The 25,302-nt window shown below is 61.4% G+C and carries 29 protein-coding genes; 4 read left to right on the top strand and 25 right to left on the bottom strand.

Annotation, left to right across the window (positions count from 1 at the left end):
• Positions 1-103: 103 nt before the first annotated feature.
• The 5 genes from araH to AB4N98_RS19450 all read right to left on the bottom strand — a co-directional run bounded on the left by araH (position 104) and on the right by AB4N98_RS19450 (position 5,073).
• Positions 104-1,072, bottom strand: a complete 969-nt coding sequence (gene araH, locus AB4N98_RS19470) for an L-arabinose ABC transporter permease AraH (protein WP_460148869.1) — start codon at positions 1,070-1,072, stop codon at positions 104-106.
• Positions 1,073-1,081: 9 nt separating this feature from the next.
• The gene (gene araG / locus AB4N98_RS19465) at positions 1,082-2,584 is read right to left on the bottom strand and encodes an L-arabinose ABC transporter ATP-binding protein AraG (RefSeq protein WP_065876809.1); all 1,503 of its coding nucleotides are present in this window, start codon (positions 2,582-2,584) and stop codon (positions 1,082-1,084) included.
• Entirely contained in the window at positions 2,581-3,576 is a 996-nt protein-coding gene (locus AB4N98_RS19460; protein WP_460148868.1) for a substrate-binding domain-containing protein, read from the bottom strand. The genes araG and AB4N98_RS19460 overlap by 4 nt, the downstream gene beginning before the upstream one ends.
• Before the next feature lie 35 nt (positions 3,577-3,611).
• Positions 3,612-4,433, bottom strand: coding sequence for an SDR family oxidoreductase (locus AB4N98_RS19455; protein ID WP_017529503.1), 822 nt, complete (start codon positions 4,431-4,433; stop codon positions 3,612-3,614).
• A 160-nt stretch (positions 4,434-4,593) separates the two neighbouring features.
• Positions 4,594-5,073 carry a GNAT family N-acetyltransferase gene (locus AB4N98_RS19450; protein ID WP_017529502.1) on the bottom strand — a complete coding sequence of 160 codons (480 nt, stop codon included), beginning with the start codon at positions 5,071-5,073 and terminating at the stop codon, positions 4,594-4,596.
• 187 nt (positions 5,074-5,260) lie between these two features.
• Between AB4N98_RS19450 and AB4N98_RS19445 the strand changes: the two genes are divergently transcribed.
• The 4 genes from AB4N98_RS19445 (at position 5,261) to AB4N98_RS19430 (ending at position 7,625) form a co-directional block, all read left to right on the top strand.
• On the top strand, positions 5,261-6,457 hold the full coding sequence (locus AB4N98_RS19445; RefSeq protein WP_017529501.1) for an MFS transporter: 1,197 nt from the start codon (positions 5,261-5,263) through the stop codon (positions 6,455-6,457).
• 85 nt (positions 6,458-6,542) lie between these two features.
• A complete protein-coding gene (locus AB4N98_RS19440) occupies positions 6,543-6,875 on the top strand; it encodes a hypothetical protein (protein ID WP_017529500.1) in 333 nt (110 codons plus the stop codon).
• A 51-nt stretch (positions 6,876-6,926) separates the two neighbouring features.
• Positions 6,927-7,193 carry a hypothetical protein gene (locus tag AB4N98_RS19435; protein WP_017529499.1) on the top strand — a complete coding sequence of 89 codons (267 nt, stop codon included), beginning with the start codon at positions 6,927-6,929 and terminating at the stop codon, positions 7,191-7,193.
• A 51-nt stretch (positions 7,194-7,244) separates the two neighbouring features.
• Positions 7,245-7,625, top strand: coding sequence for a Rho termination factor N-terminal domain-containing protein (locus tag AB4N98_RS19430; protein ID WP_017529498.1), 381 nt, complete (start codon positions 7,245-7,247; stop codon positions 7,623-7,625).
• A 52-nt stretch (positions 7,626-7,677) separates the two neighbouring features.
• Here the strand turns inward: AB4N98_RS19430 and AB4N98_RS19425 are convergent, their stop codons facing one another.
• From AB4N98_RS19425 to AB4N98_RS19330, 20 genes are all read right to left on the bottom strand, one after another.
• The gene (locus AB4N98_RS19425) at positions 7,678-8,595 is read right to left on the bottom strand and encodes a PfkB family carbohydrate kinase (protein ID WP_017529497.1); all 918 of its coding nucleotides are present in this window, start codon (positions 8,593-8,595) and stop codon (positions 7,678-7,680) included.
• Entirely contained in the window at positions 8,588-10,054 is a 1,467-nt protein-coding gene (locus tag AB4N98_RS19420) for a purine-cytosine permease family protein (RefSeq protein ID WP_017529496.1), read from the bottom strand. Before AB4N98_RS19420 ends, AB4N98_RS19425 begins: the two co-directional genes overlap by 8 nt.
• 93 nt (positions 10,055-10,147) lie before the next feature.
• On the bottom strand, positions 10,148-11,149 hold the full coding sequence (locus AB4N98_RS19415; protein ID WP_065876814.1) for an ADP-ribosylglycohydrolase family protein: 1,002 nt from the start codon (positions 11,147-11,149) through the stop codon (positions 10,148-10,150).
• Positions 11,146-11,859, bottom strand: coding sequence for a GntR family transcriptional regulator (locus tag AB4N98_RS19410; RefSeq protein ID WP_017529494.1), 714 nt, complete (start codon positions 11,857-11,859; stop codon positions 11,146-11,148). Before AB4N98_RS19410 ends, AB4N98_RS19415 begins: the two co-directional genes overlap by 4 nt.
• Positions 11,860-11,929: 70 nt before the next feature.
• On the bottom strand, positions 11,930-12,490 hold the full coding sequence (locus AB4N98_RS19405) for a DUF1285 domain-containing protein (protein ID WP_017529493.1): 561 nt from the start codon (positions 12,488-12,490) through the stop codon (positions 11,930-11,932).
• A 27-nt stretch (positions 12,491-12,517) separates the two neighbouring features.
• On the bottom strand, positions 12,518-13,123 hold the full coding sequence (locus AB4N98_RS19400) for a DUF4823 domain-containing protein (protein ID WP_017529492.1): 606 nt from the start codon (positions 13,121-13,123) through the stop codon (positions 12,518-12,520).
• Between the two features lie 149 nt (positions 13,124-13,272).
• The gene (locus tag AB4N98_RS19395) at positions 13,273-14,241 is read right to left on the bottom strand and encodes a GTP 3',8-cyclase MoaA (RefSeq protein WP_065876815.1); all 969 of its coding nucleotides are present in this window, start codon (positions 14,239-14,241) and stop codon (positions 13,273-13,275) included.
• 114 nt (positions 14,242-14,355) lie between these two features.
• Complete coding sequence (locus AB4N98_RS19390; protein ID WP_065876816.1) at positions 14,356-15,024, bottom strand: TetR/AcrR family transcriptional regulator; 669 nt, start codon at positions 15,022-15,024, stop codon at positions 14,356-14,358.
• A gap of 443 nt (positions 15,025-15,467) precedes the next feature.
• Positions 15,468-16,253 carry a TatD family hydrolase gene (locus AB4N98_RS19385; RefSeq protein ID WP_065876817.1) on the bottom strand — a complete coding sequence of 262 codons (786 nt, stop codon included), beginning with the start codon at positions 16,251-16,253 and terminating at the stop codon, positions 15,468-15,470.
• Positions 16,254-16,318: 65 nt separating this feature from the next.
• A complete protein-coding gene (locus AB4N98_RS19380; RefSeq protein WP_017529488.1) occupies positions 16,319-17,308 on the bottom strand; it encodes a DNA polymerase III subunit delta' in 990 nt (329 codons plus the stop codon).
• Complete coding sequence (gene tmk, locus AB4N98_RS19375) at positions 17,301-17,933, bottom strand: dTMP kinase (RefSeq protein ID WP_017529487.1); 633 nt, start codon at positions 17,931-17,933, stop codon at positions 17,301-17,303. The genes AB4N98_RS19380 and tmk overlap by 8 nt, the downstream gene beginning before the upstream one ends.
• A 19-nt stretch (positions 17,934-17,952) precedes the next feature.
• The gene (gene mltG / locus AB4N98_RS19370) at positions 17,953-19,074 is read right to left on the bottom strand and encodes an endolytic transglycosylase MltG (RefSeq protein WP_116079777.1); all 1,122 of its coding nucleotides are present in this window, start codon (positions 19,072-19,074) and stop codon (positions 17,953-17,955) included.
• A gap of 1 nt (position 19,075) precedes the next feature.
• Positions 19,076-19,891 (bottom strand): aminodeoxychorismate lyase, encoded by an 816-nt coding sequence (gene pabC, locus AB4N98_RS19365; RefSeq protein WP_460148867.1) that lies wholly within the window; start codon positions 19,889-19,891, stop codon positions 19,076-19,078.
• The gene (gene fabF / locus AB4N98_RS19360) at positions 19,891-21,135 is read right to left on the bottom strand and encodes a beta-ketoacyl-ACP synthase II (RefSeq protein ID WP_017529484.1); all 1,245 of its coding nucleotides are present in this window, start codon (positions 21,133-21,135) and stop codon (positions 19,891-19,893) included. The genes pabC and fabF overlap by 1 nt, the downstream gene beginning before the upstream one ends.
• A gap of 144 nt (positions 21,136-21,279) precedes the next feature.
• Positions 21,280-21,516: an acyl carrier protein gene (gene acpP, locus AB4N98_RS19355; protein WP_005892238.1), complete on the bottom strand. Its 237-nt coding sequence runs from the start codon at positions 21,514-21,516 to the stop codon at positions 21,280-21,282.
• Between the two features lie 191 nt (positions 21,517-21,707).
• On the bottom strand, positions 21,708-22,451 hold the full coding sequence (gene fabG, locus AB4N98_RS19350) for a 3-oxoacyl-ACP reductase FabG (protein WP_017529483.1): 744 nt from the start codon (positions 22,449-22,451) through the stop codon (positions 21,708-21,710).
• 25 nt (positions 22,452-22,476) lie between these two features.
• Positions 22,477-23,415 carry an ACP S-malonyltransferase gene (gene fabD, locus AB4N98_RS19345; protein ID WP_460148866.1) on the bottom strand — a complete coding sequence of 313 codons (939 nt, stop codon included), beginning with the start codon at positions 23,413-23,415 and terminating at the stop codon, positions 22,477-22,479.
• A 140-nt stretch (positions 23,416-23,555) separates the two neighbouring features.
• Entirely contained in the window at positions 23,556-24,566 is a 1,011-nt protein-coding gene (gene plsX / locus AB4N98_RS19340; RefSeq protein ID WP_116079776.1) for a phosphate acyltransferase PlsX, read from the bottom strand.
• A gap of 4 nt (positions 24,567-24,570) precedes the next feature.
• The gene (gene rpmF, locus AB4N98_RS19335; protein WP_003179396.1) at positions 24,571-24,753 is read right to left on the bottom strand and encodes a 50S ribosomal protein L32; all 183 of its coding nucleotides are present in this window, start codon (positions 24,751-24,753) and stop codon (positions 24,571-24,573) included.
• A gap of 13 nt (positions 24,754-24,766) precedes the next feature.
• The gene (locus AB4N98_RS19330; RefSeq protein ID WP_017529480.1) at positions 24,767-25,297 is read right to left on the bottom strand and encodes a YceD family protein; all 531 of its coding nucleotides are present in this window, start codon (positions 25,295-25,297) and stop codon (positions 24,767-24,769) included.
• Positions 25,298-25,302 lie beyond the last annotated feature (5 nt).

Genomic DNA, 25,302 nt, shown 5'->3' with positions numbered 1-25,302 from the left:
GGTCAGGGAAAAATGTGCAAGCTGACACTCTGCCATCGGGAGCAAGTCGAATCGTCGCACCGCCCCTCCCACATTTGATCCTCTGTGTTCTACAGACCGGTTTTCAACGTTGTTTCATACGGTCGATGACCACCGCCAGCAACAGGATCGAACCACGGATCACGTACTGATAGAACGTGTCGATGTTCTTCAGGTTCATCGCGTTCTCGATGATCGCCAGGATCAGTACCCCGGCAATCACATGGCGGATCATGCCGACCCCGCCGCTCAACGACACACCGCCCAGCACGCACGCCGAGATCACCGTCAGCTCGAAGCCCTGGCCGATCATCGGCTGGCCCGAGGTCATGCGCGACGCGAGGATCACCCCGGCCAGCGCGCCGATCAGACCGTGCACAGCAAAGATCAGGATCTTGGTGCGATCAACGTTGACCCCCGCCAGCAATGCTGCTTCCGGGTTGCCGCCGATGGCCATGGTGTTGCGCCCGTAGGTCGTGTAGTTGAGCAGCCAACCGAAGAACAGGAAGCACAGGAGGGTGATCAGGATCGGCACCGGCACGCCGAACAACTGGCCGTTGCCGAAGATGAAGAACTGGTCCTGGGACACGCCCACTGCCTTGCCGTCGGCAAAAATGTAAGCCAGGCCGCGCACGATCTGCATGGTCGCCAGGGTGGTGATCAGCGCATTGACCCGCAGCTTGGCAATGACGATGCCGTTGATCAACCCGACGATCAGGCCCATCCCCAGCGCCGCGCCGATGCCGAGCATGACGCTGTCGGTATCGCGCATGACAATGGCCGCGACCACGCCGGCGCAGGCGATCACCGAGCCCACCGACAAGTCGAAATGCCCCGATGCCAGGCAAAACAGCATGGTGCACGCCGCGATGCCCACGGTGGACACCGCCAGGCCCAGCCCGCGCATGTTCAGCGGCGAAAGGAAGTTATCGATCAGCAAGGCGCACAGCACAAAAATGCCCACCGCCGCCAGCAGCATCGCCCAGTTGTCGAGCAGCGCGCGCATATCCAGGGGTTTGCGTGCGGTTGGCAACGCGTTGTTTTGAGTGGTCATGGTCTTCTCTCAGTTCGTCACGCGGCGCGGCAAGGCCAGCTGCAGCAGGTTGGATTCAGTGGCGTGCGCGCGCAGTTGTTCGCCGCGCATGGCGCCTTCGCACAGCACCAGGATGCGGTCGGAAATGCCCATGACTTCCATCAGGTCGCTGGACACCACGATCACCGCGATGCCTTGGGCTGCGAGGTTGTGAATGATCTGGTAGATCTCGGCCTTGGCGCCGATATCGATGCCCCGCGTCGGTTCGTCGAGCAGCAGCACTTTCATCGGCATCGACAGCCAGCGGCCGAGAATGGCCTTCTGCTGGTTGCCGCCGGAGAGGTACATGATTTTCTGCGCGGCGTTCGGGGTCTTGACCTTCATGGCCTTGATTTGATGCTCGGCGTTGCCCTTCTCCCAACCGTCGCGCAGCAGCCAGCCGAAGGTGGAATGGGCGCCCCGCGCGCTGATGTTGATGTTCTCGGCCACGCTCGACAGCGGAATGATGCCTTCCTTTTTACGGTCTTCCGGGCACAGCAATACGCCGGCGGCAATGGCGTCGCGGGGCGAGCGCAACTGCAGTTTTTCGCCGCACAGTTGCAGGCTGCCGGCACTCGCGCGTTCCAGGCCGCTGAGCAGGCGGAACAGCTCGGTGCGCCCTGCCCCCACCAGCCCGAACAGGCCAAGGATCTCGCCTTTGCGCACCGCGAAACTCACCGGCTCACGCAGGCCAGGACCGAGCAAGCCGTCGACCTTGAGCGCTACCTCGCCATGCTCGCGCGGGCGGTAATCGTAGATGTCCTGAATGTCGCGACCGACCATGCAGGTCACCAACTGGTCGTGGGTCAGCGTGCTCATGTCATCGAAGGTGCGCACGTAACGGCCGTCCTTGAACACCGTCACCGCGTTGCAGATGCGGAAGACTTCTTCCATGCGGTGCGACACATACAGCACCACTTTGCCCTCGTCGCGCAGGCGCGTGATGATCGCCATCAAACGGTCGATCTCGCGCGCCGAGAGGCTGCTGGTGGGTTCATCGAAGGCAATCACATGGGCGCCACGGGACAGCGCCTTGGCGATTTCCACCAACTGGCGCTGGCCGAGGGACAAACGCCCGAGCTTCTCGTCCGGGTCGATTTCATCGGCCAGGCCCTTGAGGCAGGCCAGCGCCTGCTTACGCAGCTGGCCGCGGTTGACCACGCCCAAACGCGTCGGCAAATGCCCCAGGAACAGGTTCTCGGCCACGCTCATTTCCGGCACCAGGTGCAACTCCTGGTGGATCACCGCCACGCCGCTGGCGATGCTGTCGGCGGCGCATTTGAAGGCCATGGTCTGCTCGCCGATCTGCACCGTGCCGCTGCTGGGAATGTAGGCACCGCCGAGTATCTTCAGCAGCGTCGATTTGCCGGCGCCGTTCTCGCCCATCAAGGCGTGCACCTGCCCTGGGTGGGCGGTGAAACAGATGCCGTCGAGCGCCTTGACCCCGGGAAAGGTTTTGCCGATACCGTCAAACCGCAGGGCCGCAGCAGTCATTTCCACAGCCCGATTTTGGTCAGTTCTTCCTTGAAGTTCTCGCGGGTGATCAGGGTCACTTCGTCCATGGCGGTGTACTTCGGCGGTTCGGTGCCTTTGGTCACCCAGTCGTACATCATCTCGGCCGTTTTGTAGCCTTCGATGTGCGGGCTTGGCAGCATCGAGCCGAAGAAGCCGCTGTTGGCTTTCTTCAGTTCGCCGATGGCGTCGGTGCCGTTGATACCGATGCCGATCACGTTGGCGGCGGCAAAACCGGCGCTTTCAGTGGCGCGCACGCCACCGAGCACGGTGTTGTCGTTCATGCCGCCGATGATCAGGTTTTTCGCGTCACGGGGCAGTTTGACCAGGGCCGAGTTGGTGGCGTCCATGCTGCCGGGAACGTCGAGGGTTTTCAGCGGGGCGGTGAGGATGTGGTCCTTGAGAATGCCGGCCTCTTCCAGGGATTTGATCGAGCCGTCGGTGCGCTTCTTGCCAGTGTCGAGTTCATTGAAGGTGTTGACCACGGCATAGGTCTCCTTCCAGTCCCACCCGCGTTTTTTCGCTTCGGCGGCCATCGCGGCGCCCTGCTTCTGGCCCACTTCGAAGGCGGCCATGCCCAGGTACGGCACGTCTTCCATGAAATTGCCCTTGGCATCGACGAAGCGGTCATCCACGGCGATCACTTTCATGTCGTTGAGCTTGGCCTTGGCCACGATGGCCGGGCCCAGGGACACGTCCGGCGGGCAGATCACAAAGCCCTTGGCGCCGTTGGCGGCCAGGCTGTCGATGGCCGAGAGGGTTTTTTCGCCATCGGGCACGGCGATTTTGATGAGTTTGAAACCCTTGTCCTGAGCGGCTTTTTCGGCAAAGGCCCATTCGGTCTGGAACCACGGCTCCTCGGCCTGCTTGACCAGGAAACCGATCTTCACTTCTTCAGCCGATACAACGCCGCTGAACGCCATCGCCAGTGCCAGGGCACCGAGTGTCTTCTTGAACCTGTTTTTGCCAAGCATGGAGCACCTCTTCTTGTTATTGAGCGTTTCAAGGACTAGTCGTGGTACATCACAGACCGCCCGCCATCGATCATCAGGCAGGTGGCATTGATAAAAGGCGCTTCATCGGTGGCCAGGAACAACGCCGTCATGGCCACCTCGACCGGTTGGCCGATGCGCTTGGGCGGGTGCAGGTCGAAGGCGCGCTGACGCTCGGCATGGGGGTCGGGGAAACCGTTCCAATAGTCGACGTTGAGCTGGGTTTCGATATAGCCGGGAGCGATGGCGTTGACGCGAATGCCCTTGGGCGCGTACTCGATACCGAGGGCGCGCGTAAGGCCAAGCAGGCCGTGCTTGGCCACCGGGTACGGGAAGCAACCGGGAATGATGTGGCTGGAATGGGTGGAGGCGATGTTGATGATGTTGCCGATGCCCTGCTCGATCATGTGCGGCAGCACCGCGCGGCAGCCGAACCAGGCGCCGTCGAGGTCGATGGCAAAGCAGCGGCGCCAGTCTTCGTCGGTCATTTGCAACGGGTCGCGGAACACGTTGACGCCGGCGCAGTTGACCAGCACATCCACCCTACCGAAGCGCGCAATGGCCGTATCGACCAGCGCCTGCCATTGCTCCTTGGAGGTGATGTCGACCGCTTGCGCGTCAATCTCGGCGCCACGCTCGCGCCAATGGGCGGCGACGCGCTCGACTTTTTCGCCCTGGATATCCGCGATGACCAGGCGCGCCTGCTGGGCCTGGAAACACGCGACGATCGCCTCGCCAATGCCCTGGGCGGCGCCGGTGATGATCACCACCTTGCCTTTGAGCCGCTCGCCGTAAGTGGGCTCGGGCACGGCGGGGAGTGACAACGGTTGTGCCTGCATCGCTTCACCTGTTTTATTTTTGGTAGTGAGTGCTGATGCCGCCGACTATAAACCCAGACTCAGAAACATCTCAATATATAAATTTGCATCCCATATTGTGAGCAAATTAATAAAAAAACCGGCGCTTCAAGGGCCGGTTTTTCCAAGCACCAAAACTCCATCAGCCGAGGGCAAAGTCGCGCAGCGCGTCGCCTTCCATGCGGTAGCGCACCCACTCCTCCTGGGGCTGGGCGCCGATGGATTTGTAGAAGGCAATCGCCGGCTCGTTCCAGTCCAGCACGCTCCACTCGAAACGCGCGCAACCGTTATCAAACGCAATCTTGGCCAGGTGGCGCAGTAACTTCTTGCCCGCTCCGCCGCCGCGTTGCTCGGGGTTGATATAGAGGTCTTCCAGGTACAGGCAATTGCTGCCCAGCCACGTGGAGTAACTGAAAAAGAACACCGCAAAGCCAATCGGCAAGCCATCGCGCAAGCAGATCAGGCCATGGGCGGTGGCGCCTTCGCCGAACAAGCTGCGCTGAATGTCCGCCACGCTGGCGATCACTTCATGCCGAGCCTTTTCGTACTCGGCAAGTTCAGTGATGAACGTCAGGATCTGCGCAGCATCGCTGGGCACCGCAGGGCGAATCTCGATGGTCATGGGCAAGCCTTGGGCAATTTCAAAGCACACATACTAAGGCGCTTTGATGACTGATTGCAGTGCAATTTCGCGGGTTGCCGGGTTACTCCGGCCTGAAGCAATGCAAGCACCACTAACCACAGAACAAACCCGGACGGTGTGCGTGGTAAACAGTGGTGCATCACTCCAATCACCTCCAGGCGGCCCCATGCAGTCCACGTCCCCGGTGAGCACGAAGCTGTTCGCGCTGTTTTGCCTTGCCAGTTTCCTGTTGTCGCTGTCCTACGGCTCGACGTTCCTATTGTCGTTGCTGATTCATGCGCGCGGCGGCAACGAGCACGACGCGGGCAGTGTGATCTCCACGGCGATGCTCAGTACCTTCGTGGCGGTGCTGCTTTGCGGGCATCTGGCGGATGCCTGGGGCGCGGCGCGGGCGATTGCGGGCATGGGTGGGTTGCTGGTGGTGGCGTGCCTGGGTTTTGCGCTGGCGCCGGGTTTTGGCGAGGGCTTGATGCTGTTCGGCTTGTCCCTCGGGCTGGGCTGGGGCGTGTTCTATACCTTGGGGCCGATCATCGTGGCGATGCTGGTGGAGCCGCAACAACGCGCCAGATATTTCGCTCTGCTGTCGGGCAGCATGATGAGCGGCATCGGCTCGGGACCGTTGCTGGGCCGGGCCGCGAATGCCCTGGGCCTGCCGTTGACCAGCGCTTTCTACATTGCCGCCCTGGCCAGCCTGCTCGGGGTGCTGGTGTTCTGGCGATTGGGCACCGCGCTCAAACGCCACACCACGGCGCCGGTGTCGAAAATTTCCTGGGCAGCTTGCCGCCGCGTGCTGTCTTCGCGGGCGGTATTTGCCATCGTCATGGTCGGCCTCGGAGGGTGTGTGTTTGGCGGGTTGTCTTCGTTCCAGACCAGCTATGCGGCGGCCCACGGGCTGGATTACTCGCTGTTCTTCGCAGGCTTCGTGAGTGCGGCGATTGCCAGCCGCCTGTTGATCGCCGGCTACGTGGTCAAGCGCGATGCCTATGTGGCCGCCTGTGCGCTGTCCGGGCTGATGCTGGGGGCTATCCTGCTGTTCACCTTTGGCGTGAGCGGGAATGCCAGTTACCTGTTCGCGGCCGTGACCCTGGGGGTCGGCTATGGCCTGACGTATTCGGTGATCAATGGCCAGGTGGCCAACGAGGCACCCGTTGGCACTACGCCCCAGGCCTTGCTGTTGTTCAGCCTCGCCTACTTCGTCGGTGTGTTCGGTTTCCCATGGCTGGCGGGCTGGATCATCGTTGACTTCGGCTTGCCCGCGCTGATGCTCAGCGTGCTGACGGTGGCTGCCGGCAATTGGTTGATCAGCGTGGCGCGGCTGGCGTGGCGCAGGGCGACAGCAGAGAAAATCTTGCAGCTGGGCTGATACCGTTCGTCGCCACCCAGGCACCAACGCAAAACGAGGACTGACCAATAAAGGGTAAGGACAATAACCCTATGGAGACATCCTCATGAACACGACCAAGTTTGCTGCCCTCGCCCTCACCGGCCTGCTGTCCGCCGCTTCGCTGAGCGCATTTGCCGCCGGCTCGACCACCGGCCCGACCGACCCGACCCCGGACGCCACCACCGATTCGCAAAAGTCCATGGGCACCGGCCTCGACACCAACGGCGGCGCGATCATCGACAACGGCACCGACCCACGCACCCGAGGTGACGACCCGCAACGCCAAGCACCTGCGGGCGTAGGCAACGGCAAGATGGGCCCCGGAATCAATCAGCCCGGCGTCAACAAAGGTGACGATTCCAACGTGCCAGGCACGCCGAAACAACCGGCGCCTTGAGCCTTCGCACGCAACACCGACACCTGATCATTTCCCAGTGAAGAGGTATGCATGAACGTTGATAGAAACCTCGAAAAAGAAGTGCTCACCCGCCTGTTGCACGCCCACCCCCAGGGCCTGGGCAAGGAGCTGCTGGACAACTACCGTGGCGAAAAGGAAGTGGCCGGCGTGTTGGCCGGCCTGCAAGACCGCGGTTTTATCAGGGATGGTCATGTCACCACCGACGACGCCGGCGAATATTCGTTGAACCTGCCCATCAAGCTGACCGCATCGGGCGTGGACGAAGCGCGCAAGCTCGACGGTGAACTCACTCAGTAATCTATTTTGCCTGGCCTGGCCCGGTTACCGAGGGCCAGAAGGAGTATCGCGATGCCTCGTGGAAGCAAAGCCAAATACACCGCCGAACAGAAGCGCAAAGCCGCTCATATCGAAGACAGTTACGAGCACAAGGGCGTGTCCAAGGAAGAAGCCGAAGCCCGTGCCTGGGCTACCGTCAACAAGCAGTCCGGCGGTGGCGAAAAGGCCGGGGGCTCGGGCCAGCGCAAGGCCCCGGCGAAGAAGGCCCAGGACCGAGAGGAATCGGCCAAACGAGCGGCCGCCAGCCGGAAGGGTCATTCGCGTAGTAGCGGTGCTTCGCTGGGGACGCAAACCAAGGAAAGCCTGATGAAGGAAGCGCGGGCCAAGAATATTCCGGGGCGTTCGACGATGCGTAAGGATGAACTGATCGCGGCGCTGAAAAAGGCCGGCTAAACATAGAGCCAAATGTGGGAGGGGGCTTGCCCCTCCCACAGGTTGCCCGTGTTTATTCGGCGAGCAAGGCGTCAACTTCAGCGGTACCGGGAGAGGTAGCCGGCCCCCAGCGCGTCACCGCCAACGCCGCCGCCGCATTCGCTCGGCGTGCCGCTTCAGCGGGTTCCAGACCGTTTGCCAACCCCGCAATAAACACCCCGGCATGCGCATCGCCTGCGCCGTTGCTGTCCACGGCACGCACCTTGAAGCCCTGCACGTGCTCAATGTGCCCCACGCGCCCGACCCAACAGCCATTGGGTCCATCACGCACCACCAGCAGCGTGTTGGCGGGCAGGTGCCGGCTCAACGCGGGCAGCGCTGCGTTGATATCCGACGCACCGGTAAACGCCAGCGCTTCCGGCCCGTTGCTGGTCCAGATGTCGATACGCGGCAACAGCCTGCGCATCAAGGCCGAACCCGGCGCCTTGACCAACGGGCCTGGGTCGAACACCACCACAGTGTTTCGTGGCAATGCCAGCAGCCAGTCAAGCAAGGGTTGGGCCTTGCCCTCAAGCAGCAGGCTGTAGCCGCTGACATAGATATAGTCGTCAGCACGCGGTACCACGTCAGCCAAGTCCTGGGCGCTGAGTTCGCCCTCGGCGCCGAGGTGGGAAATGAAGGTGCGCTCGGTGGTGGCTTCGGTCAGCGACACACACAGGCCGGTATCCTTGTCAGGGCTTGTGGCAAGGGCCATGTCGATACCCTCGGCCTGCATCGCCGCGCGTGCCAGGTCACCAAAGCGCCCGTTGCCATGACGCCCCAGGTAGACCACCGGCAACCCGTTGCGACGGGCAGCGGCCATGACGTTGAAACCACCTCCGGCCTCGAAACTGGCCGATTTGGCGAGTACATCACCGCCGGTCGCGGGCAAGGTATCCAGGGCCATGACCAAGTCGACGATGACCTGGCCGGTGTGCAGCAATCTAGACATTGTGGCTTTCTACCGGCACTGGGCGACGGTCAGCCGCGCCACCCAACACCGCATAAACCCCGCCGGCCAGCAGGAAGGTAACGATCCAGCCCAAGCCGTTATGGCCCAGCCAGGAGTCGGACAATGGGCCGGCAAACCAGATGTTCTCGGCCGTGGTGCCAATGGTGGTGAAACTGAACCCCAGCACGATGGCCACGGCCCAGGCGCCGAAGGCACGCCATTCCACACCGCCGCGATACCAATAGGCGCTGCTTGGGCTCACGTCCAGCAGGTCTTTGGCGCTGTAGTGGTGACGGTGGATCAGGTCGACCACGAAAATTCCGACCCACGCGGTGATCGGCACCGCCAGCAACGAGATGAAGGTAATGAATGGGCCGTAGAAACTGTCGGCGATCAGCATGAAGTAGATCGAACCGGCAAAGATCGCGACAATGTCGACGATCACCGCATGTACGCGCTTGACCTTCAACCCGAGGGTCAAGGTGGTGAGCCCGGCCGAATACACCGACAGGTTATTGGACAGCAACAGCCCGCCGAACGCGGTGATCAGGTACGGCACGGCCATCCAGGTGGGCAGCATGTCGCGAATCGCAATAATCGGGTCGGTGGCCGAGGCCAAGTCGTTGTTACCCACCGACAGCAGGCCGCCGAGGGTGATCAGCAGCACCAGCGGAATGCCCGCACCGAACGCGGCGGACGCCACCAGGCGCGCGGCCTTGACGCTGCGATGCTGGTAGCGCGACATATCGGCGCCGGCGTTGGCCCATCCAATACCGGTGCCGGCGGCCATGGTGCCGATGCCGATGATCATCGCGCTGAGCGGGGCCGGTGTGGCGTTGAACACGGCGCTCCAGTCGATGGTGGCGCAGAGGAAGCCGCCTACCAGGATATTCAACGCACCGAACACATAGGTGGCCCACTTCTGGATCACCAGCAACGTGGCATGGCCCAGGCCGGAAACGGCCAGGGTCAGCAGCACGAAAATACCGATAAAGATCAACGTCAGCAGCGGTGCGCTTTTCGCCTCTACCGCTGAACCGAAGAGGATCGAACACAGCGACAGCAACACGAACGCCGCCGTGGTGGTGTTGACCGTTTCCCAGCCCAGGCGCGACATCAGCGAGACCAGCGTAGGACCGATATTGCCGCGCACGCCGAAAATGGCGCGAGACAAGGTCAGGCTCGGCGCACGGCCACGACGACCGGCAATGGAGATGATGCCCACCACTGCAAAGGAACCGGCGGCGCCGAGGACCGCCACGATGATCGCCTGCCAGATCGCCAGGCCACGAAACGCCACCAGCGTCGCCCCCAGCGGCAAACCCAGGATGCTGATGTTGGCGGCAAACCACACCCAGAACAGTTGCAGCGGATGGCCGTTGCACTCGCTTTCGGGGACCGGTTCGATGCCGCGTGTTTCCAATTGCCCGGCGCTTTGGCCGCAAGAGGTGCTGCTCATGAGGATGCTCCCTGATGCCTGCATTGTTGTGGTTGTGGCAGATGTCTTCCTGACTGAACGAGCCCCGTGTGGCAGAGGGCTTGCCTGCGGTGCTTAGCGCATGTTGAGCAGCGCCTGCACCAGCGGCTGCAGATCCAGGCCGTTGACCCGCTTGACCTGCTCGATCATCGCCTCGGGCCAGCACTGCATGCCCAGGCACGCCCCCAGCATCGCTCCCAGAATCGCCGCGATGGTGTCGGTGTCGCCGCCCAGGCTGGCGGCCAGGCACAGGGCTTCGAACGCGTTCATGTCGCCCACCGCCACTTGCTGAGCCAGGGCGAACGACACCACCACCGACTCCTGGGAGGCGACGGAGGTGCCAATCAGTTCATACACCAGGTCGGCAAACAGGGCTTTGTCGCCACTGCCGACGCTCAAGGTGCGCGCCCAACTGATACGGGTGGAAATACGCCCGCCGGCAACCCAATGGCCGTGGCCTTGCGCCTGTTGGGCGATCTGGGTGCCGATGTTCAAGGCTTCGCCCAAGTCGACGCCATTGATGCCGGCGGACACTACCGCAGCCACCGCCGCCGCGCTGGAGATGCCCAATGTGGTGTTGTGGGTGACCTGGCACGCCTGGATCACCGCCTGGATAAACTTTGCCGGGTCGCTCACATCCACGGCGATGCCCACGGGCGTGATGCGCATGGCGGCGCCATTGGTGGTGCCGTAGCGTCCGGACTCTTGGGGCGTGTGCCCGGCAAGGATCAGGTCGATGGCACGCTTGGTCGACGGCCCGAGCAAATCCTGGGAGCCCTTGGCGCGCATCCGTGCTTCCCAGTCGATCAACCGCTGGGCGAGTACGGTGGGTGCGATCTTGCCCTGGCCCTCGACCAGCAACTCACCGACCAGGATCGCCTGTTCAGTGTCGTCGGTGATGGCGCCCGCGGGCATATTCGGTGCGATGGGTTGGTCGGGGCCAGCCGCTTCCAGGGCAGTGATGGCCCCGAAGCGCTGTTGCACTTGCTCACGGCTCAGGGACTGGGTAGGCATACCCAGGGCATCGCCCAGGGCCAGACCGTAGAAGGCGCCGAGGGCGCGGGTTTGAGGGGTCATTTCGAAGATCCAAACTGCAAGTGCAGGCGAAAATGCACAGGGTCGAGCAAGCTCTCGACGTATTCCATGAAACGCTCACGACGGTCGTAAGTGGTACGCGACGCCTTGAGGAACACGCTACCCGCCGGGCGACCCAGCAGTTCGGCGTCTTCATCGCTCAGTGGCTCGGCGCCGATCCATTGGTCACCGTCGGCGCCGATGTAACCATAGGCCGCCAGGGTGATTGTCAGGGAATCATCGATGAGGCCGACCCTGGGCAGGCTTTCCAGCCCGCCGGACGCCGGCATCAGCGAACGCTCCAGGGATACGGCGGTACCGTCAGTGGTGCGCCGGCGGCGGTCGAGAGCAATGAATTGGTCGTTGCCGAATCGGCTGAGCAGGTCCGGCCGGGTCACCGCTTCCAGACGCAGGATATCGGTGGTCACCAGCGCACCGGTGTCAGCCAGGGCCTGGGCCCAGCCGCTATTTTGATCCAGCACCATGCCGTCGAAGGTGACGATGGAACCTACGCCGCTCTGGGTCGCAATGTAATGACGCCGCTTGAGTTCGGCCAGGGCCTCGCGCAGGGTGCCGCGACTGACCGCAAACTCCTCGGCCAATTGATGTTCCCCAGGCAGCAGGACACCGTCGGCCATCACCCCACCCTCGATACGGCGGATGAGCTCGTCGACGACGCGTTTTTTCTTATCAAATCGCACATGTCTAATCATGTCCAAATTGATAACCGAAAGCGTCAGATTGCAGCAAGCGAATTATTTCAGCGAGGTGAAAATACCGACCTCAGGGCTCCAGGCCAATGCGGAAAAACTCGCCGCCGCTCCATACGCCCAGCCAGTTCTGACCGTTGATTGGGCGGCTTACCGCCAACTCGACCAATTGGTAGAACACGTTGCGATGCACCAGGGCTTCGAGGTTGGTGCGCACACGCAAGTAAGGTGACGGCTCCTGGGTGACGGGGTCTGTGACGACCCGCAGCGGGTGTTCGAGGCCCGCCTCGATCTGCTCGTCGACGTTGCTGGTAAAGCGCAGCACCTGGCTTTCACCCTGCCCTTCGACCTCCAGGGTCACCGCGACGAAGGGCGCGTCATCGACGCGGATGCCGACTTTTTCGACGGGAGTCACCAGGAAGTAATCATCGCCATCGCGGCGGATGATGTTGGAGAACAACTTGACCATCGGTTTACGCCCGATCGGCGTGCCCTGGTAGAACCAGGTGCCGTCGCGGGCGATGCGCATGTCGATGTCGCCGCAGAAATCCGGGTTCCACAGGTGCACCGGCGCCGGTCCCTTGCCTTTGGGCAGTTGGGCGAGCAGATCGTTGGCCTTGGCGGAATCGGTCATGAGGTCTCCCTTTTTTACCTGCCGGGCTTACTGATCACCCATGCCCAGCAGCCCTCGTGCGTACTGCGCCAGTGGGCGGGCGATCAGGTCTTCCGGCTTGTTGTCGTGGAACGTCAGTAAACCGCCACGACTGCGGATACGTGCGGTATCAATTAAATACTGCGTGCTGGTCTCGATCAACATGATCTGGATAACGCCATTGTCCAGGCCGACACGATCCAGGGCCTCTTGGTCCGCCCATTCATCGGCGTTGCCGATACGGTCATCCGCCTTGGCGAAGCGGCAGTACAGCAAGTAGTGCGCACCCGCCGCACGGGCTTCGGCCAGCGCCTGCTCCAAGCCTTCGGGCTGACGGGCGCGGCGCACCATGGGAAAGTACTCAACGAAGCCATTGAAGGCTTCTTCGGCCACTACGTTCGGGCGCGGATAGGCGCTGCCCGGCGGCACGAAAGCGCCTTGGGCTATAAAGACAAAGGAGTCCGGTTGTATGCGAACCGATGCGGTTCGACGGGTATCGCTATGGTCAAGCAAGCCGGCGTCGCTCATCTGATAGCGGGTGCCTTCGGCCATATCGCTGACGGTCATGCAACCACTCAGCGTCAACGACGCCAGCAACAAAACCAGACTACGCATCCTAATCCTCCAGAAGCCGGTGACGGAAAACCGGCGAATGGGCGTGAGATGCAGAAACCGCGCCATCTGCAAACAACGCATAACTCAAGGTGGGAGGGTGCTTGCGAACCCCCTCCCACCTTCAGTTATGTGAAATGGTTGGAATAGGCTCAGCCGCCAATGATTTTCATGATGGTGGCCCCTCCGGAGAACGCCACTTCCTGCTTGTCGCCCAGCGCCTTCATCAGCAAGCCTTGCAGGGCCGGCAGCGCTTGATGACGCGGTTTGTCCAGCAAGTCGCCGACGTAGTGACGGTTGCTCGACGACAAGCAGCCATGCAGCCACCCGGTGGATGACAAGCGCAGCCGCGAACAGGTGCGGCAGAACGGCACGCTTTCGTTGGCGATCACGCCAAAGAAGCCTTTGCCCGGTACTTCGTAGCGTACCGCCGTGGCATCCACGGGCGCGTTGGCTTGCAGGTATTCATGGTGTTCGCCGATCAAGCCAAGCAGCTGCTGCAGGCTGACGAATTGCTGCAGGAACGCATTGGAATCCTTGGCCAGGTGGCCCATGCGCATCAACTCGATAAATCGCAATTCGTAGCCGCGCTCCAGGCAGTAGTCGAGCAGCGGCATGACCTGGTCCAGGTTCTGGCCACGCAACGGCACCATATTGACTTTGATCTTGATTCCGGCCGCGCGAGCCTGGTCCATGCCATCAAGTACGGTGGCGAGGTCGCCGCCCCGGGCGATTCCGCGGAAGGCGTCGGCATCTAGTGTGTCGAGGGAAACGTTGATGCGCTTGATACCCGCATCCACCAATAGCGGAAGTTTGCGTGCCAGCAGTTGGCCATTGGTCGTCAGGCTGATATCACTGAGGCCCATTTGCCCCACGGCCCCCATGAAGGCTTCCAGCTTGGGGCTCACCAGCGGCTCACCGCCCGTGATGCGCAGGCGGTCGATGCCCGCCGCTTCGATCAGGTACGCCACGCCACGGGCCATGGCCTCGGCCGAGAGTTCGTCCTGAGCAGCCACCAGCCGCTTGCCGTTAGGCACGCAGTAGGTACACGCATAATTGCAGGCTGAGGTCAGGCTGATCCGCAAATTGCGAAAACGCCTGCCTTGACGATCAACGATCATGGATCACTCCGGCAGAGGATAATTCGGGCGCACTGAAAGCTGACTTATAAATCAGTTTTTAGCAAGGTCCTTGCCTGAGTATATTCCTGGGGTACTACGCCTGGCAGCAAATCATTACGTGGCAGGCGCGTCGACGGGTGCGGCTTCCACCGGCGCCGGCTCGCTGCTGTGCTTACGCTTGTTGCCCATGCGTACGCCGATGTCCATCAGGAATTGGAAGAATCCTTCCTGATCTTCCAGCACATTGCTCCAGAACGGCGAGTGATACAGCGCCACGGCACCGTGCACCAGGGCCCAGGCGGCGCAGTAGTGGAAATACGGCGGTACGTCTTCAAGCTTGCCTTCGCTGATACGGCCCTTGATCAGCAGGGTCAGACGCTCGAAGTTCGAGGCACGGATCTTGTGCAACTCCTCGACCATCTCCGGCACCTGATGGCCCTTGACAACTTTCTCTTCCAGGCGGTCGAACAGACGATAGCGCTGCGGGTCACGCATGCGGAACTCGAAATAAGCGCGGGACAGGGCTTCCTTATCCCTGTCCACATCGGCCGAATGCAGCAGCTCGTTCAAGTCGCGCTCGTAATCGAGCATCAGCCGCAGGTAGATTTCGGCCTTGGACTTGAAGTGCTTGTAGATGGTGCCTTTGCCGATACCCACGGCATCCGCGATCATCTCGACGGTGACGCTGTCTTCGCCTTGTTCGAGGAACAACTTGAGGGCGGTGTCGAGAATTTCCTGCTCACGGCGGCGAAACTCACGGACCTTACGGGGTTCTTTGTGCATGAGGAAGAGGTCTGCAAAGGTCGGAATAGGAAGGGTTGCGCAGGGCCACGAATACATGGCGATACGATTTACCCAGTGCAAGGGATTATCCCGACTGAACGGTCGTTGGGCAACGCCTATGTGAACCCAACACGCACTTACTTTCAGCACGCCAACGTTTTCATGGGAATCAGTCAGAAATAATACGCAACATCTATCCCCGTACACCCCGCCATGAGAACTCAAGCGAAGTGGACGTATTCCAAATCTGTTTAAAAAACGAGCAGCAAAGACTGGACTGAATCAGAACATGATCAATACTTCAACTGTCGGCGTGACATCTCCCCCAAGTGAAGCGCCGACCTGGGTACCGACGGACTGTGTGCCCTTGTTTTACTCCTAATGGTCTTAACCCGGATTCACCCCCCAGAACCCGGGTTTTTTTTGCCCGCGATTTGGCCTCGTTACCCGCCAACGCGGGCCAATGGGAACAGGCGCTTGAAATTCTCGGTGGTCTGTTCGGCAAACCGCTCGTAAGGCTCACCGCGCAGCATCGCCAGGTAATCCGCCACCTCGCGCACATACTGCGGCAGGTTCGGCTTGCCACGATAAGGGATGGGGGCCAGGTACGGCGAGTCGGTCTCCACCAGCAGCCGATCCGCCGGCACTTGCCGCGCCACGTCACGCAGGGCATCGGCATTGCGAAAGGTGACGATACCCGACAGGGAAATATAGAACCCCAGGTCCAGGGCGGCCTTGGCCATATCCCAGTCTTCGGTAAAGCAATGCAGCACACCGGCCTGGGGCAAGGCGGCTTCGCGCAATAGCGCCAAGGTGTCGGCGCGGGCGCCACGGGTGTGGATGATCACCGGTTTGCCGGTGTGCTGGGCGGCTTGCAGGTGCAACCGGAAGGAAGCCTGCTGCAACTCGGCGGCTTCAGGCTCGTAGTGATAATCCAGGCCGGTTTCGCCGATGGCGACCACACGCGGATGGTTGAGCTCACTCAGCAGCCAATCAAGGGCGGGGGCTTCGCCGGGCTTGAGGTCCAGTGGGTGGATACCCACCGAGCAGTCTACGTCGGCATAACGGTCCGCCAGGGCCTTGACGTCGGCGGCGTTGTCGGCACTGACGCCGATACACAGGAAGTGCCCTACCCCACGCTGGCGAGCGGCTTGCAGCGCTGCATCCAGGGAGCCGTTGTGCTGGGCGAGGTCGAGACGATCAAGGTGGCAATGGGAGTCTACGAGCATAGGAAATTACGACTTGAGATCACAGAAAGTTGTCTGGCCGACGATACACCTGTCGGCCACGGAAATTAACGTCGGCCAAGCAACCCGACCCACTGCACCAGCAGCGCTTCGAGCAACAGCACACGGTTGAGGTTGGCCTTGCCGAGCACCTTCTGGCGCTGGGCGAGGATCCAGTCCTGAATATTCAGTACTTTTTCCTGGGCGCTTTTCTGCGCGAGGTATTGCACCACCTTGCGCATATCCGGCAGGCCAAGGCCGTTTTCATCCTGGGTCAACTGGTAACGCAGGATCAGGCTCGACCAGTCGCAGAACCAATCGAACAACAACAGCAGTGGAATATCCTTCCAGGCGCTCTCGGCCAGTTGTGTCGCGGAGAGTTCCTGCTTGAGCAGCTTTTTAACGCCATCCACCACCAGTGCCCGTTGCTCGCGCACGCCTTGGGCCTGCAACTTTACTGCGGCCAGAGGCGAGCCGGCTGCCAGGGTGAGCAATTCCACCCGCTCGTCTTCGGAGCAGTCCGGCAACGCCTGCCCCAGCCATTGCAAGCTCATAGCCTCGCTGGGCAAGGGGCACGCCTGCTGCACGCAACGGCTGCGAATGGTCGGCAGCAAGCGACTGGACTGATGGCTCACCAGCAACAGCACGGTGTCGCCGGAAGGTTCCTCCAGGCTTTTGAGCAAGGCGTTGGCGGCGTTGATATTCATCGCCTCCACGGGCTCGATCAGCACCACCTTGCGCCCGCCCATTTGCGCGGTCTGCACCACGAAGCTGACAAGGTCGCGCACTTGGTCGACCTTGATCGCCTTATCGGCTTCCTCGGGTTCCAGCAGGTAGTTATCGGGGTGGCTGCCGGCCTTGAGCAGCAGGCAGGATTTGCATTCGCCACAGGCGTTCAGGTTGACCGGGCGTTGGCACAGCAAGCTGGCCATCAGGCGCTCGGCAAGGTCGCGCTTACCGATACCGATTGGCCCGTGCAGCAAGTAGGCATGGGCGTGCTGGGCACGGCCGGCCAACTGCTGCCAAAGGCTGTCCTGCCACGGATAGGCCTCAGCCACGGGCGCGCTCCAATAACGTGGGCAGCAGCGCATCAATGCTTTGCTGCACCTGGGCCAATGGCCGGGCGGCGTCCAGCCGGTGATAGCGCGCCGGCTCAGCCTCGGCACGCGCGAGGAAGGCCCTGCGTACGGCATCGAAAAATGCCTGGCCTTCCAGCTCGAAACGATCAAGACGGCCACGGGCGCTGGCGCGGGCCATACCGACTTCCACCGGCAGGTCGAACAGTAACGTCAGGTCAGGGCGTAGATCGCCCTGCACGAAGGTTTCCAAAGTGGCGATACGCTCCAGAGACAAGCCACGACCACCTCCCTGGTAGGCGTAGGTAGAATCGGTGAAACGGTCGCAAATCACCACCGCTCCACGTGCCAGGGCCGGGCAAATCACCTCGGCCAGGTGCTGGGCACGGGCGGCAAACACCAGCAGCAGCTCGGTGTCCGGGTTCATCTGTTCCTCGCCTGGGGCAAGCAGCACTTCACGAATGCGCTCGGCCAGCGGCGTACCGCCAGGCTCGCGGGTCAACACCACTTCGATACCTTCGGCGCGCAAGCGCTCGGCCAGGTAATCGCGGTTGGTGCTTTTGCCGGCGCCTTCCGGGCCTTCCAGGGTAATAAACAAGCCAGTCACAGGCAGTCCTTAGTCAGAGTCATTGCGGGCTTTGCGGCGCGGCGGTGTCCGGCGCGGGCTCGGCGGGTGCGTCTGCGGGCGGCATCACGTCTTCGGCAGGCTTTGCCACCGGCGCCGGGCTGGAGCGGTAGTCGGCGCGGCGCTTGAGCTGAAACTCTCGCACGGCGGCATTATGCGCACCCAGGTCATCGGAGAAAATATGGCTGCCATCGCCACGGGCGACGAAATACAGACTGCTGCCCGGCACCGGGTTCAGCGCGGCATGGATCGCCTCGCGGCCGACCATGGCGATCGGCGTCGGCGGCAGGCCAGCCACCATGTAGGTGTTGTAGGGGTTGGCTTCCTTGAGGTGGGCGCGGGTCAACTTGCCGTTATAGCGCTCGCCCAGGCCGTAGATCACCGTGGGGTCGGTCTGCAGTAACATACCGACCTTCAACCGCCGCACAAAAACCCCGGCGATCTGCCCGCGCTCTTGCGGTACGCCGGTTTCCTTCTCGACAAGGGAGGCCATGATCAGTGCCTGATACGGATCGGTGTACGGCACATCGGCGGCGCGAGTGTTCCACTCCTGGGCAAGCACGTCATCCAGGCGGTTGTAGGCTTTCTTGAGAAATTCGACGTCCGTCATGCCACGCACGAAGCGGTAGGTATCGGGGAAGAACCGTCCTTCGGGAAATACGCCGGGGTGGCCGAGCTTCTCCATCACTTCGCTGTCACTCAGCCCCGGCAGGCTCTGCACAATCTTTTCGTGCTTGGCCAAGGCCGAGCGCACTTGGCGGAAATTCCAGCCTTCTACCAGGGTCAGGCTGTATTGCACCACTTCGCCGCGCTGCCACAGGCCGATCAGGCCTTGGGCGGTCATGCCGGGAGCCATACGGTATTCGCCGCTGTGCAGCGGCTGCCCATCGAGGTTGAAGCGCCAGTAAAGGCGCAACCAGAAGGCGCCATCGAGCACGCCGTCGGCTTCAAGGCGATTGAACATACCGGTAGGGGTCGCCCCAGCCGGCACATCGAGCAACTGCTCCTGGGTCAGGTTCAACGGTTGCTTCAAGGCAGCGTCGTATTTCCAGGCAGAAAAGCCCAACAGCAACGCCGCCGAGAACAGACCGACCAGCAGCAGTACAACCAGTTTTCGTATCAACTCAAATATCCAATAGCGCGCGAACAATGCACTGCAGTTTACGGGTGAGCGGGCCAACCGGCCAGCGCATCGCAGCGTACCCGCGCACCGGCCAAATGCCATAAACGCTGTTGCACATGAAAACTTCGTCGGCCTGCTGCAGTTGCTCGACAGTGATATCAGCCACGGCCACCGGGACGCCCAGCGTTTGTGCCTGGGCCAGGATCTCGGCGCGCATCACCCCGGCTACGCCGCAACGATTCAGATCGGCGGTTAGTAACAAGCCGTTGCGCACCAGGAACAGGTTGCTGAATACACCCTCGATCACACGCCCGGACATATCCAGCATCAAGCCTTCGGCGTGCTCGGCATCCTGCCACTCGGCACGGGCGATCACCTGCTCCAAGCGATTAAGGTGCTTGAGACCGGCCAGCAACGGCTGTTCAGCCAGGCGGGTGGCACACGCAAACAGGCGGATGCCATCGATTGCATGGGCGGGGGGATAAGTAGCGGGCGGACTGCCCTGCAAGATACGACGCACCGGCGCGTCAGGGTTGATCCCATAACCGCGCAGGCTGTCGCCGCGGGTGAGGATCAGTTTGAGGATACCGCTGCCAAGGGCGCCAGCGTAGGCCAGCACTTCGTGGCGGATCACGGTCGGCTCCGCCACCAGCGCAAGGCGCCTGCAACCCTCGTCGAGGCGCTGCAGGTGGCGGTCGAGCAGCACAGGCTGCCCGGCCTTGACCACCATGGTCTCAAACAGCCCATCGCCATACGCCAGGCCGCGATCTTTCAGGGGCACGCTGTCCGCTGGCTGACCGTCGACCCAGCTGTACATCACTCGGCGAACCGGCGGAACACCAGGGAACCGTTGGTGCCACCAAACCCGAAGGAGTTCGAGATTGCCACATCAATCGGCATCGGCTGGGCTTCGTGAGGCACGAAGTTCAGATCGCAGCCTTCGTCCGGCTCATCCAGGTTGATGGTCGGCGGAGCGACCTGATCCTTGATGGCCATGACGCTGAAGATCGCCTCGACCGCGCCCGCCGCGCCCAACAGGTGGCCGGTCATGGACTTGGTGGAACTCACGGCCAGCTTGTAGGCGTGCTCGCCGAACACCGACTTGATGGCTTCGGCTTCCGCCAGATCGCCCGTCGGGGTCGAAGTGCCATGGGCGTTGATGTACTGCACCTGGTCCGCATTGACCTTCGCATCGCGCAGTGCGTTGGTGATGCAACGCGCAGCACCGGCACCGTCGGACGGTGGCGAGGTCATGTGGTAGGCGTCGCCGCTCATACCAAAACCGATCAGCTCGGCGTAGATGGTGGCACCGCGCGCCTTGGCGTGCTCCAGCTCCTCGAGCACCAGCGCACCGGCGCCGTCGGACAGCACGAAGCCGTCACGGCCCTTGTCCCACGGACGGCTGGCACGGGTCGGCTCGTCATTGCGCGTCGATAATGCACGCGACGCGCCGAAGCCGCCCATGCCGAGGCCGCAGGCGGCCATCTCGGCGCCGCCGGCGATCATCACGTCGGCTTCGTCATAGGCGATGTTGCGCGCCGCCATCCCGATGCAGTGAGTGCCCGTGGTACAGGCTGTGGCGATGGCGTAGTTAGGCCCCTGTGCACCCAAGTGGATGGACAGGAAACCGGAAATCATGTTGATGATCGAGCCAGGCACGAAGAACGGTGAAATTCGACGAGGGCCGGATTCATGCAGCGTGCGGCTGGTTTCTTCGATATTGGTCAAACCACCAATACCCGAACCCATGGCCACGCCGATGCGCTCACGGTTGGCGTCGGTGACTTCCAGGCCGGCGTTACGCACCGCCTGAAAACCGGCTGCCAGGCCGTATTGAATGAACAGGTCGAGTTTGCGGGATTCTTTGATCGAGAGATATTCCTCGACATTGAAACCCTTTACCGAGCCGCCAAAACGGGTGGAATAGGCAGAAAGGTCCGTGTGTTCGATCAGACCAATACCACTGTGGCCAGCCAGAATGCCCTGCCAACTGCTCGGCACATCCGTACCCAGTGGCGACAACATACCCATACCGGTGACTACGACGCGTCTACGCGACACAGCACTCTCCTTTTTCTTGATGACGACACTTCGTTTCAGAGCTCACTTTTCATCGGCGCCAGTTTTCATAGACGCTAAAGAAAAAACCGCACGCCGTTACAGCAGTGCGGTTTTTCCCTGACAGCAAGCGACGACTACAAACTATTACGCCTGGTGGCTAGTAACGTAGTCGATGGCAGCTTGAACAGTAGTGATTTTTTCAGCTTCTTCGTCCGGGATTTCGGTCTCGAATTCCTCTTCCAGAGCCATCACCAGCTCAACGGTGTCAAGGGAATCGGCACCCAGGTCTTCTACGAAGGAAGCAGTGTTGACCACTTCGTCTTCTTTAACGCCCAGTTGCTCGGCAACGATTTTCTTGACGCGCTCTTCGATGGTGCTCATACCTTGTTTAACTCCTAATGGACAAATTCAGGCAGCTGGCCAGTGGGTAAGTGTATAGAAAGCCATTTCAGCTTTTCAACTGAAAGCTTCACCCTGTACCCGCTCGGCCACCTGTCTATAAATTAAGTTGCAGCTTTATAACGGATTTTAGACAGCTCGTATGACATTTTTTTGAAGCGATCCGTCACAATTTAACTCATGTACATCCCGCCGTTCACCGGGATTGTAGCCCCAGTCACGTATGCCGCACCGTCGGATGCCAGGAAAGTGACCACATTCGCGATCTCTTGAGCCTGGCCCAGACGGCCCAGCGGAATCTGCGTCAGCAAGGCTTCACGCTGTGCTTCAGGCAGTTCGCGGGTCATATCGGTGTCGATGAACCCTGGGGCCACCGAGTTGACCGTAATCGACCGCGAGCCGACTTCACGCGCCAGTGCACGGCTGAAACCCTCCAGACCGGCCTTGGCGGCTGCATAGTTTACTTGGCCTGCGTTGCCCATGGCACCCACTACGGAGCCAATATTGATAATTCGACCCCAACGCGCCTTGGTCATCCCACGCAAAACACCCTTGGACAGGCGAAACAGACTGTTCAGGTTAGTATCGACCACGTCGTGCCACTCGTCGTCTTTCATGCGCATCATTAGGTTGTCACGGGTGATACCGGCGTTATTCACCAGAATCGCCGGCGCACCGAACTGTGCGGTGATCTCGGCCAGTACGGCAGCCACGGACTCGTCGCTGGTCACGTTCAGCTCAAGGCCGGTGCCTTGAACGTCGTTTTCCTTCAGGGTAGCGGCGATACGCTCGGCGCCCGAAGCAGACGTGGCGGTGCCGATCACGATAGCGCCCTGACGGCCCAGTTCCAGGGCGATCGCCTGGCCAATGCCACGGCTGGCGCCGGTGACCAGTGCAACTTTACCTTGCAGACTCATGCAGGCTTCTCCTAAGTTCGAGGGGTCAGGCCTGCGCCGCGCGAGCGGCAGCGAAGGCATCCGGGGTATTGAGGTTGGCAGTCGACACGCCATCGACGCAGCGTTTGTTCAGGCCGGCCAGGACTTTGCCTGGGCCGCATTCGACCAGCTCGGTAGCGCCGTTGGCAGCCAGGGTCTGGACCGATTCAACCCAGCGCACCGGCTTGTACAGTTGTTCCAGCAGGTCGCGCTTGAGGGTCTCGAGGTCGGCGGCTACCGCCGCGCTGACGTTCTGTACCAGCGGGATCTGCGGCGCCTGCCAGTTGATGGCGGCGATGGACTCGGCAAAACGCTCGGCCGCCGGGCGCATCAGCTCGCAGTGCGACGGCACGCTCACCGGCAACGGCAACGCGCGCTTGGCGCCACGGGCCTTGCAGCCTTCAATGGCACGCTCGACTGCCGCCTTGGCACCGGCAATCACCACCTGGCCTGGGGAGTTGAAGTTCACCGCACTGACCACTTCACCCTGGGCCGCTTCGGCGCAGGCTTCGATCACTACCGCGTCGTCCAGGCCCAGGATAGCGGCCATGCCGCCCTGCCCAGCCGGGACGGCTTCCTGCATCAATTGACCACGGCGCTCGACCAGCTTGACGGCCTCACCCAGGGTCAGGCTGCCCGCCGCTACCAGGGCGCTGTATTCACCCAGGCTGTGACCGGCCACGAATGCCGGGCGCGCGCCGCCTTCGGCCAGCCACAAGCGCCACAGGGCGATCGAAGCGGTCAGGATGGCCGGTTGGGTTTTATCGGTTTGATTGAGTTGCTCTTCCGGCCCTTGCTGGGTCAGCGCCCACAGGTCGTAACCCAGGGCGTCGGAAGCTTCCTTAAAGGTGTCCAGAATCAACGGGTATTGCGCGCCCAGCTCGGCCAGCATGCCGAGGGACTGCGAACCCTGCCCTGGAAAGACGAATGCGAGGGATGTAGACATGTAACAAGCCCCTAAATGATCAGGTCGTCGGAAATGGTCGCTCCCGATCTTAAAATGAAGGGTGGGAGCGCACGAAACTGACAGATTGGATGGTCAATTGAACTGGCCGGTCACATTTAAGCACTCCCGGGCCAATTCGCCTAAGGCAACAGATCCTCAAGACGGCCGTGCAACCGTTGCGGCAGGTTTTCCTGGATCTCGATCACGGCTCGCGCAATGGCACTTTGAAACCCTTCCACACCGGCCGAACCGTGGCTTTTCACCACAATGCCCTGCAACCCCAGAAAGCTCGCGCCGTTGTGCCTTGCCGGCGCCAGGTCAGCCTGTAACCGCCGCATCAATGGCAGCGCCAGGGCGCCGACAAAGCGCGAGACCATGCTCTGCTTGAACAACGCCTCAATGCGCGCGGCGATCATGGTCGCCAGCCCTTCACTGGACTTGAGCAGGATATTGCCGACAAACCCGTCGCACACCACCACATCCGCTTCGCCGCGGTATACACCGTCACCCTCGACAAAACCGATGTAGTTCAGGCCGCGCGCGCCTTGCAACAGGGTAGCGGCCAGCTTGACCTGCTGGTTGCCCTTGATGTCTTCGGTGCCGATATTCAGCAGGGCGACTCGCGGGCGGGCCACGCCCAGCGCTTCGGCGGCCACCGAGCCCATCACGGCGAACTGGAACAGGTGCTCGGCACTGCAATCCACATTCGCGCCCAGGTCCAACAGCTGGCAATAGCCTTTCTGCGTCGGAATCGCCGCGACCATCGCCGGTCGGTCAATACCCGGCAGAGTCTTGAGCACGTGCCGCGATAACGCCATCAACGCCCCGGTATTACCGGCACTGACGCAGGCTTGCACCTTGCCATCACGCAGCAACTCCAAGGCCACCCGCATTGAGGAGTCGGGCTTGCCGCGCAACGCTGCCGCCGGCTTTTCATCCATGGTGATGGTTTCGCTGGCTGGCGTAATCGTCAGGCGCGCGCGATCCACAACCGGATGGCTGGCAATCAATTCTTCAAGGAGTGAGGGTTGACCGACAAGGGTCAGGTGCAACGAGGGCGTGGCAGACAGGCTGGCAATGCAGGCCTGAACAATGCTGCGGGGACCGAAGTCCCCGCCCATTGCGTCAATCGCGATGACTTGAGCAGACAAGTGATTACTCGTCAGCGCCCTTGTCGATCACTTTACGGCCACGGTATACGCCTTCTGGCGATACGTGGTGACGCAGGTGAACTTCACCAGTGGTCTTTTCCACGGACAGGGTGCTAGCCTCGAGAGCGTCGTGCGAACGGCGCATGTCACGGGCGGAGCGGGATTTTTTGTTCTGCTGAACAGCCATAATTGATTAACTCCTAAACGTTTGGGTCACGCTTTAACTGCGCCAATACACTGAACGGGTTGGACCGCGTTACCTCGTCCTCGCTCGGCTCGGCCTCGTCATCGAGACCCTCCGGCTGCTGGCATTCTTCCGGATGATGAGCAGGCACAATGGGCAAGGCGAGCAGAAGCTCCTCCTCGATCAGTGCATGCAGATCCAATGGATCTTCGCCCAGTTCCAGCACGTCATAACCTTTCGGCAACGACTGGGTATTCGCACCCTCCTTCACCACGGCGTAACTGCATTCGCTGTGGATCGGCAGGGTGACCAGCTCAAGACAACGCTGGCAAACCATTTTGACTTCGGTGTCGACAAAGCTGTGGATCACCACAGATTTGCGTTCATCTCGTTCAAAAACGAATTTGGCCTGCACCGTACCGACATCGTCGGAAAGCGGGTCGCAGAGTCTCTTCAAATCGGCCAGCAGCAGTTCACCTTGAAGGGTGGTGCCACGGTCAGCCAATTTGCGCGGGTCAACGTGAGGTGGAATCGGGTCATTCAACATAGGCG

This window comes from Pseudomonas sp. S3_E10 (assembly GCF_054667615.1).
This window is presented reverse-complemented; position numbering and strand designations above follow the sequence as displayed.

Bases quoted from the DNA above. Each gene is read 5' to 3' on its own strand.
- AB4N98_RS19395 (WP_065876815.1), bottom strand. From the start codon at position 14,241: ATGATCGTTGATCGTCAAGGCAGGCGTTTTCGCAATTTGCGGATCAGC.
- AB4N98_RS19425 (WP_017529497.1), bottom strand. From the start codon at position 8,595: ATGTCTAGATTGCTGCACACCGGCCAGGTCATCGTCGACTTGGTCATG.
- AB4N98_RS19430 (WP_017529498.1), top strand. From the start codon at position 7,245: ATGCCTCGTGGAAGCAAAGCCAAATACACCGCCGAACAGAAGCGCAAA.
- acpP (WP_005892238.1), bottom strand. From the start codon at position 21,516: ATGAGCACCATCGAAGAGCGCGTCAAGAAAATCGTTGCCGAGCAACTG.
- AB4N98_RS19445 (WP_017529501.1), top strand. From the start codon at position 5,261: ATGCAGTCCACGTCCCCGGTGAGCACGAAGCTGTTCGCGCTGTTTTGC.
- AB4N98_RS19435 (WP_017529499.1), top strand. From the start codon at position 6,927: ATGAACGTTGATAGAAACCTCGAAAAAGAAGTGCTCACCCGCCTGTTG.
- araG (WP_065876809.1), bottom strand. From the start codon at position 2,584: ATGACTGCTGCGGCCCTGCGGTTTGACGGTATCGGCAAAACCTTTCCC.
- AB4N98_RS19410 (WP_017529494.1), bottom strand. From the start codon at position 11,859: ATGATTAGACATGTGCGATTTGATAAGAAAAAACGCGTCGTCGACGAG.
- AB4N98_RS19455 (WP_017529503.1), bottom strand. From the start codon at position 4,433: ATGCAGGCACAACCGTTGTCACTCCCCGCCGTGCCCGAGCCCACTTAC.
- AB4N98_RS19415 (WP_065876814.1), bottom strand. From the start codon at position 11,149: ATGACCCCTCAAACCCGCGCCCTCGGCGCCTTCTACGGTCTGGCCCTG.
- fabD (WP_460148866.1), bottom strand. From the start codon at position 23,415: ATGTCTACATCCCTCGCATTCGTCTTTCCAGGGCAGGGTTCGCAGTCC.
- fabG (WP_017529483.1), bottom strand. From the start codon at position 22,451: ATGAGTCTGCAAGGTAAAGTTGCACTGGTCACCGGCGCCAGCCGTGGC.
- AB4N98_RS19450 (WP_017529502.1), bottom strand. From the start codon at position 5,073: ATGACCATCGAGATTCGCCCTGCGGTGCCCAGCGATGCTGCGCAGATC.
- AB4N98_RS19440 (WP_017529500.1), top strand. From the start codon at position 6,543: ATGAACACGACCAAGTTTGCTGCCCTCGCCCTCACCGGCCTGCTGTCC.
- AB4N98_RS19420 (WP_017529496.1), bottom strand. From the start codon at position 10,054: ATGAGCAGCACCTCTTGCGGCCAAAGCGCCGGGCAATTGGAAACACGC.
- AB4N98_RS19330 (WP_017529480.1), bottom strand. From the start codon at position 25,297: ATGTTGAATGACCCGATTCCACCTCACGTTGACCCGCGCAAATTGGCT.
- rpmF (WP_003179396.1), bottom strand. From the start codon at position 24,753: ATGGCTGTTCAGCAGAACAAAAAATCCCGCTCCGCCCGTGACATGCGC.
- AB4N98_RS19405 (WP_017529493.1), bottom strand. From the start codon at position 12,490: ATGACCGATTCCGCCAAGGCCAACGATCTGCTCGCCCAACTGCCCAAA.
- AB4N98_RS19390 (WP_065876816.1), bottom strand. From the start codon at position 15,024: ATGCACAAAGAACCCCGTAAGGTCCGTGAGTTTCGCCGCCGTGAGCAG.
- araH (WP_460148869.1), bottom strand. From the start codon at position 1,072: ATGACCACTCAAAACAACGCGTTGCCAACCGCACGCAAACCCCTGGAT.
- AB4N98_RS19460 (WP_460148868.1), bottom strand. From the start codon at position 3,576: ATGCTTGGCAAAAACAGGTTCAAGAAGACACTCGGTGCCCTGGCACTG.
- AB4N98_RS19400 (WP_017529492.1), bottom strand. From the start codon at position 13,123: ATGCGTAGTCTGGTTTTGTTGCTGGCGTCGTTGACGCTGAGTGGTTGC.
- AB4N98_RS19385 (WP_065876817.1), bottom strand. From the start codon at position 16,253: ATGCTCGTAGACTCCCATTGCCACCTTGATCGTCTCGACCTCGCCCAG.
- pabC (WP_460148867.1), bottom strand. From the start codon at position 19,891: ATGTACAGCTGGGTCGACGGTCAGCCAGCGGACAGCGTGCCCCTGAAA.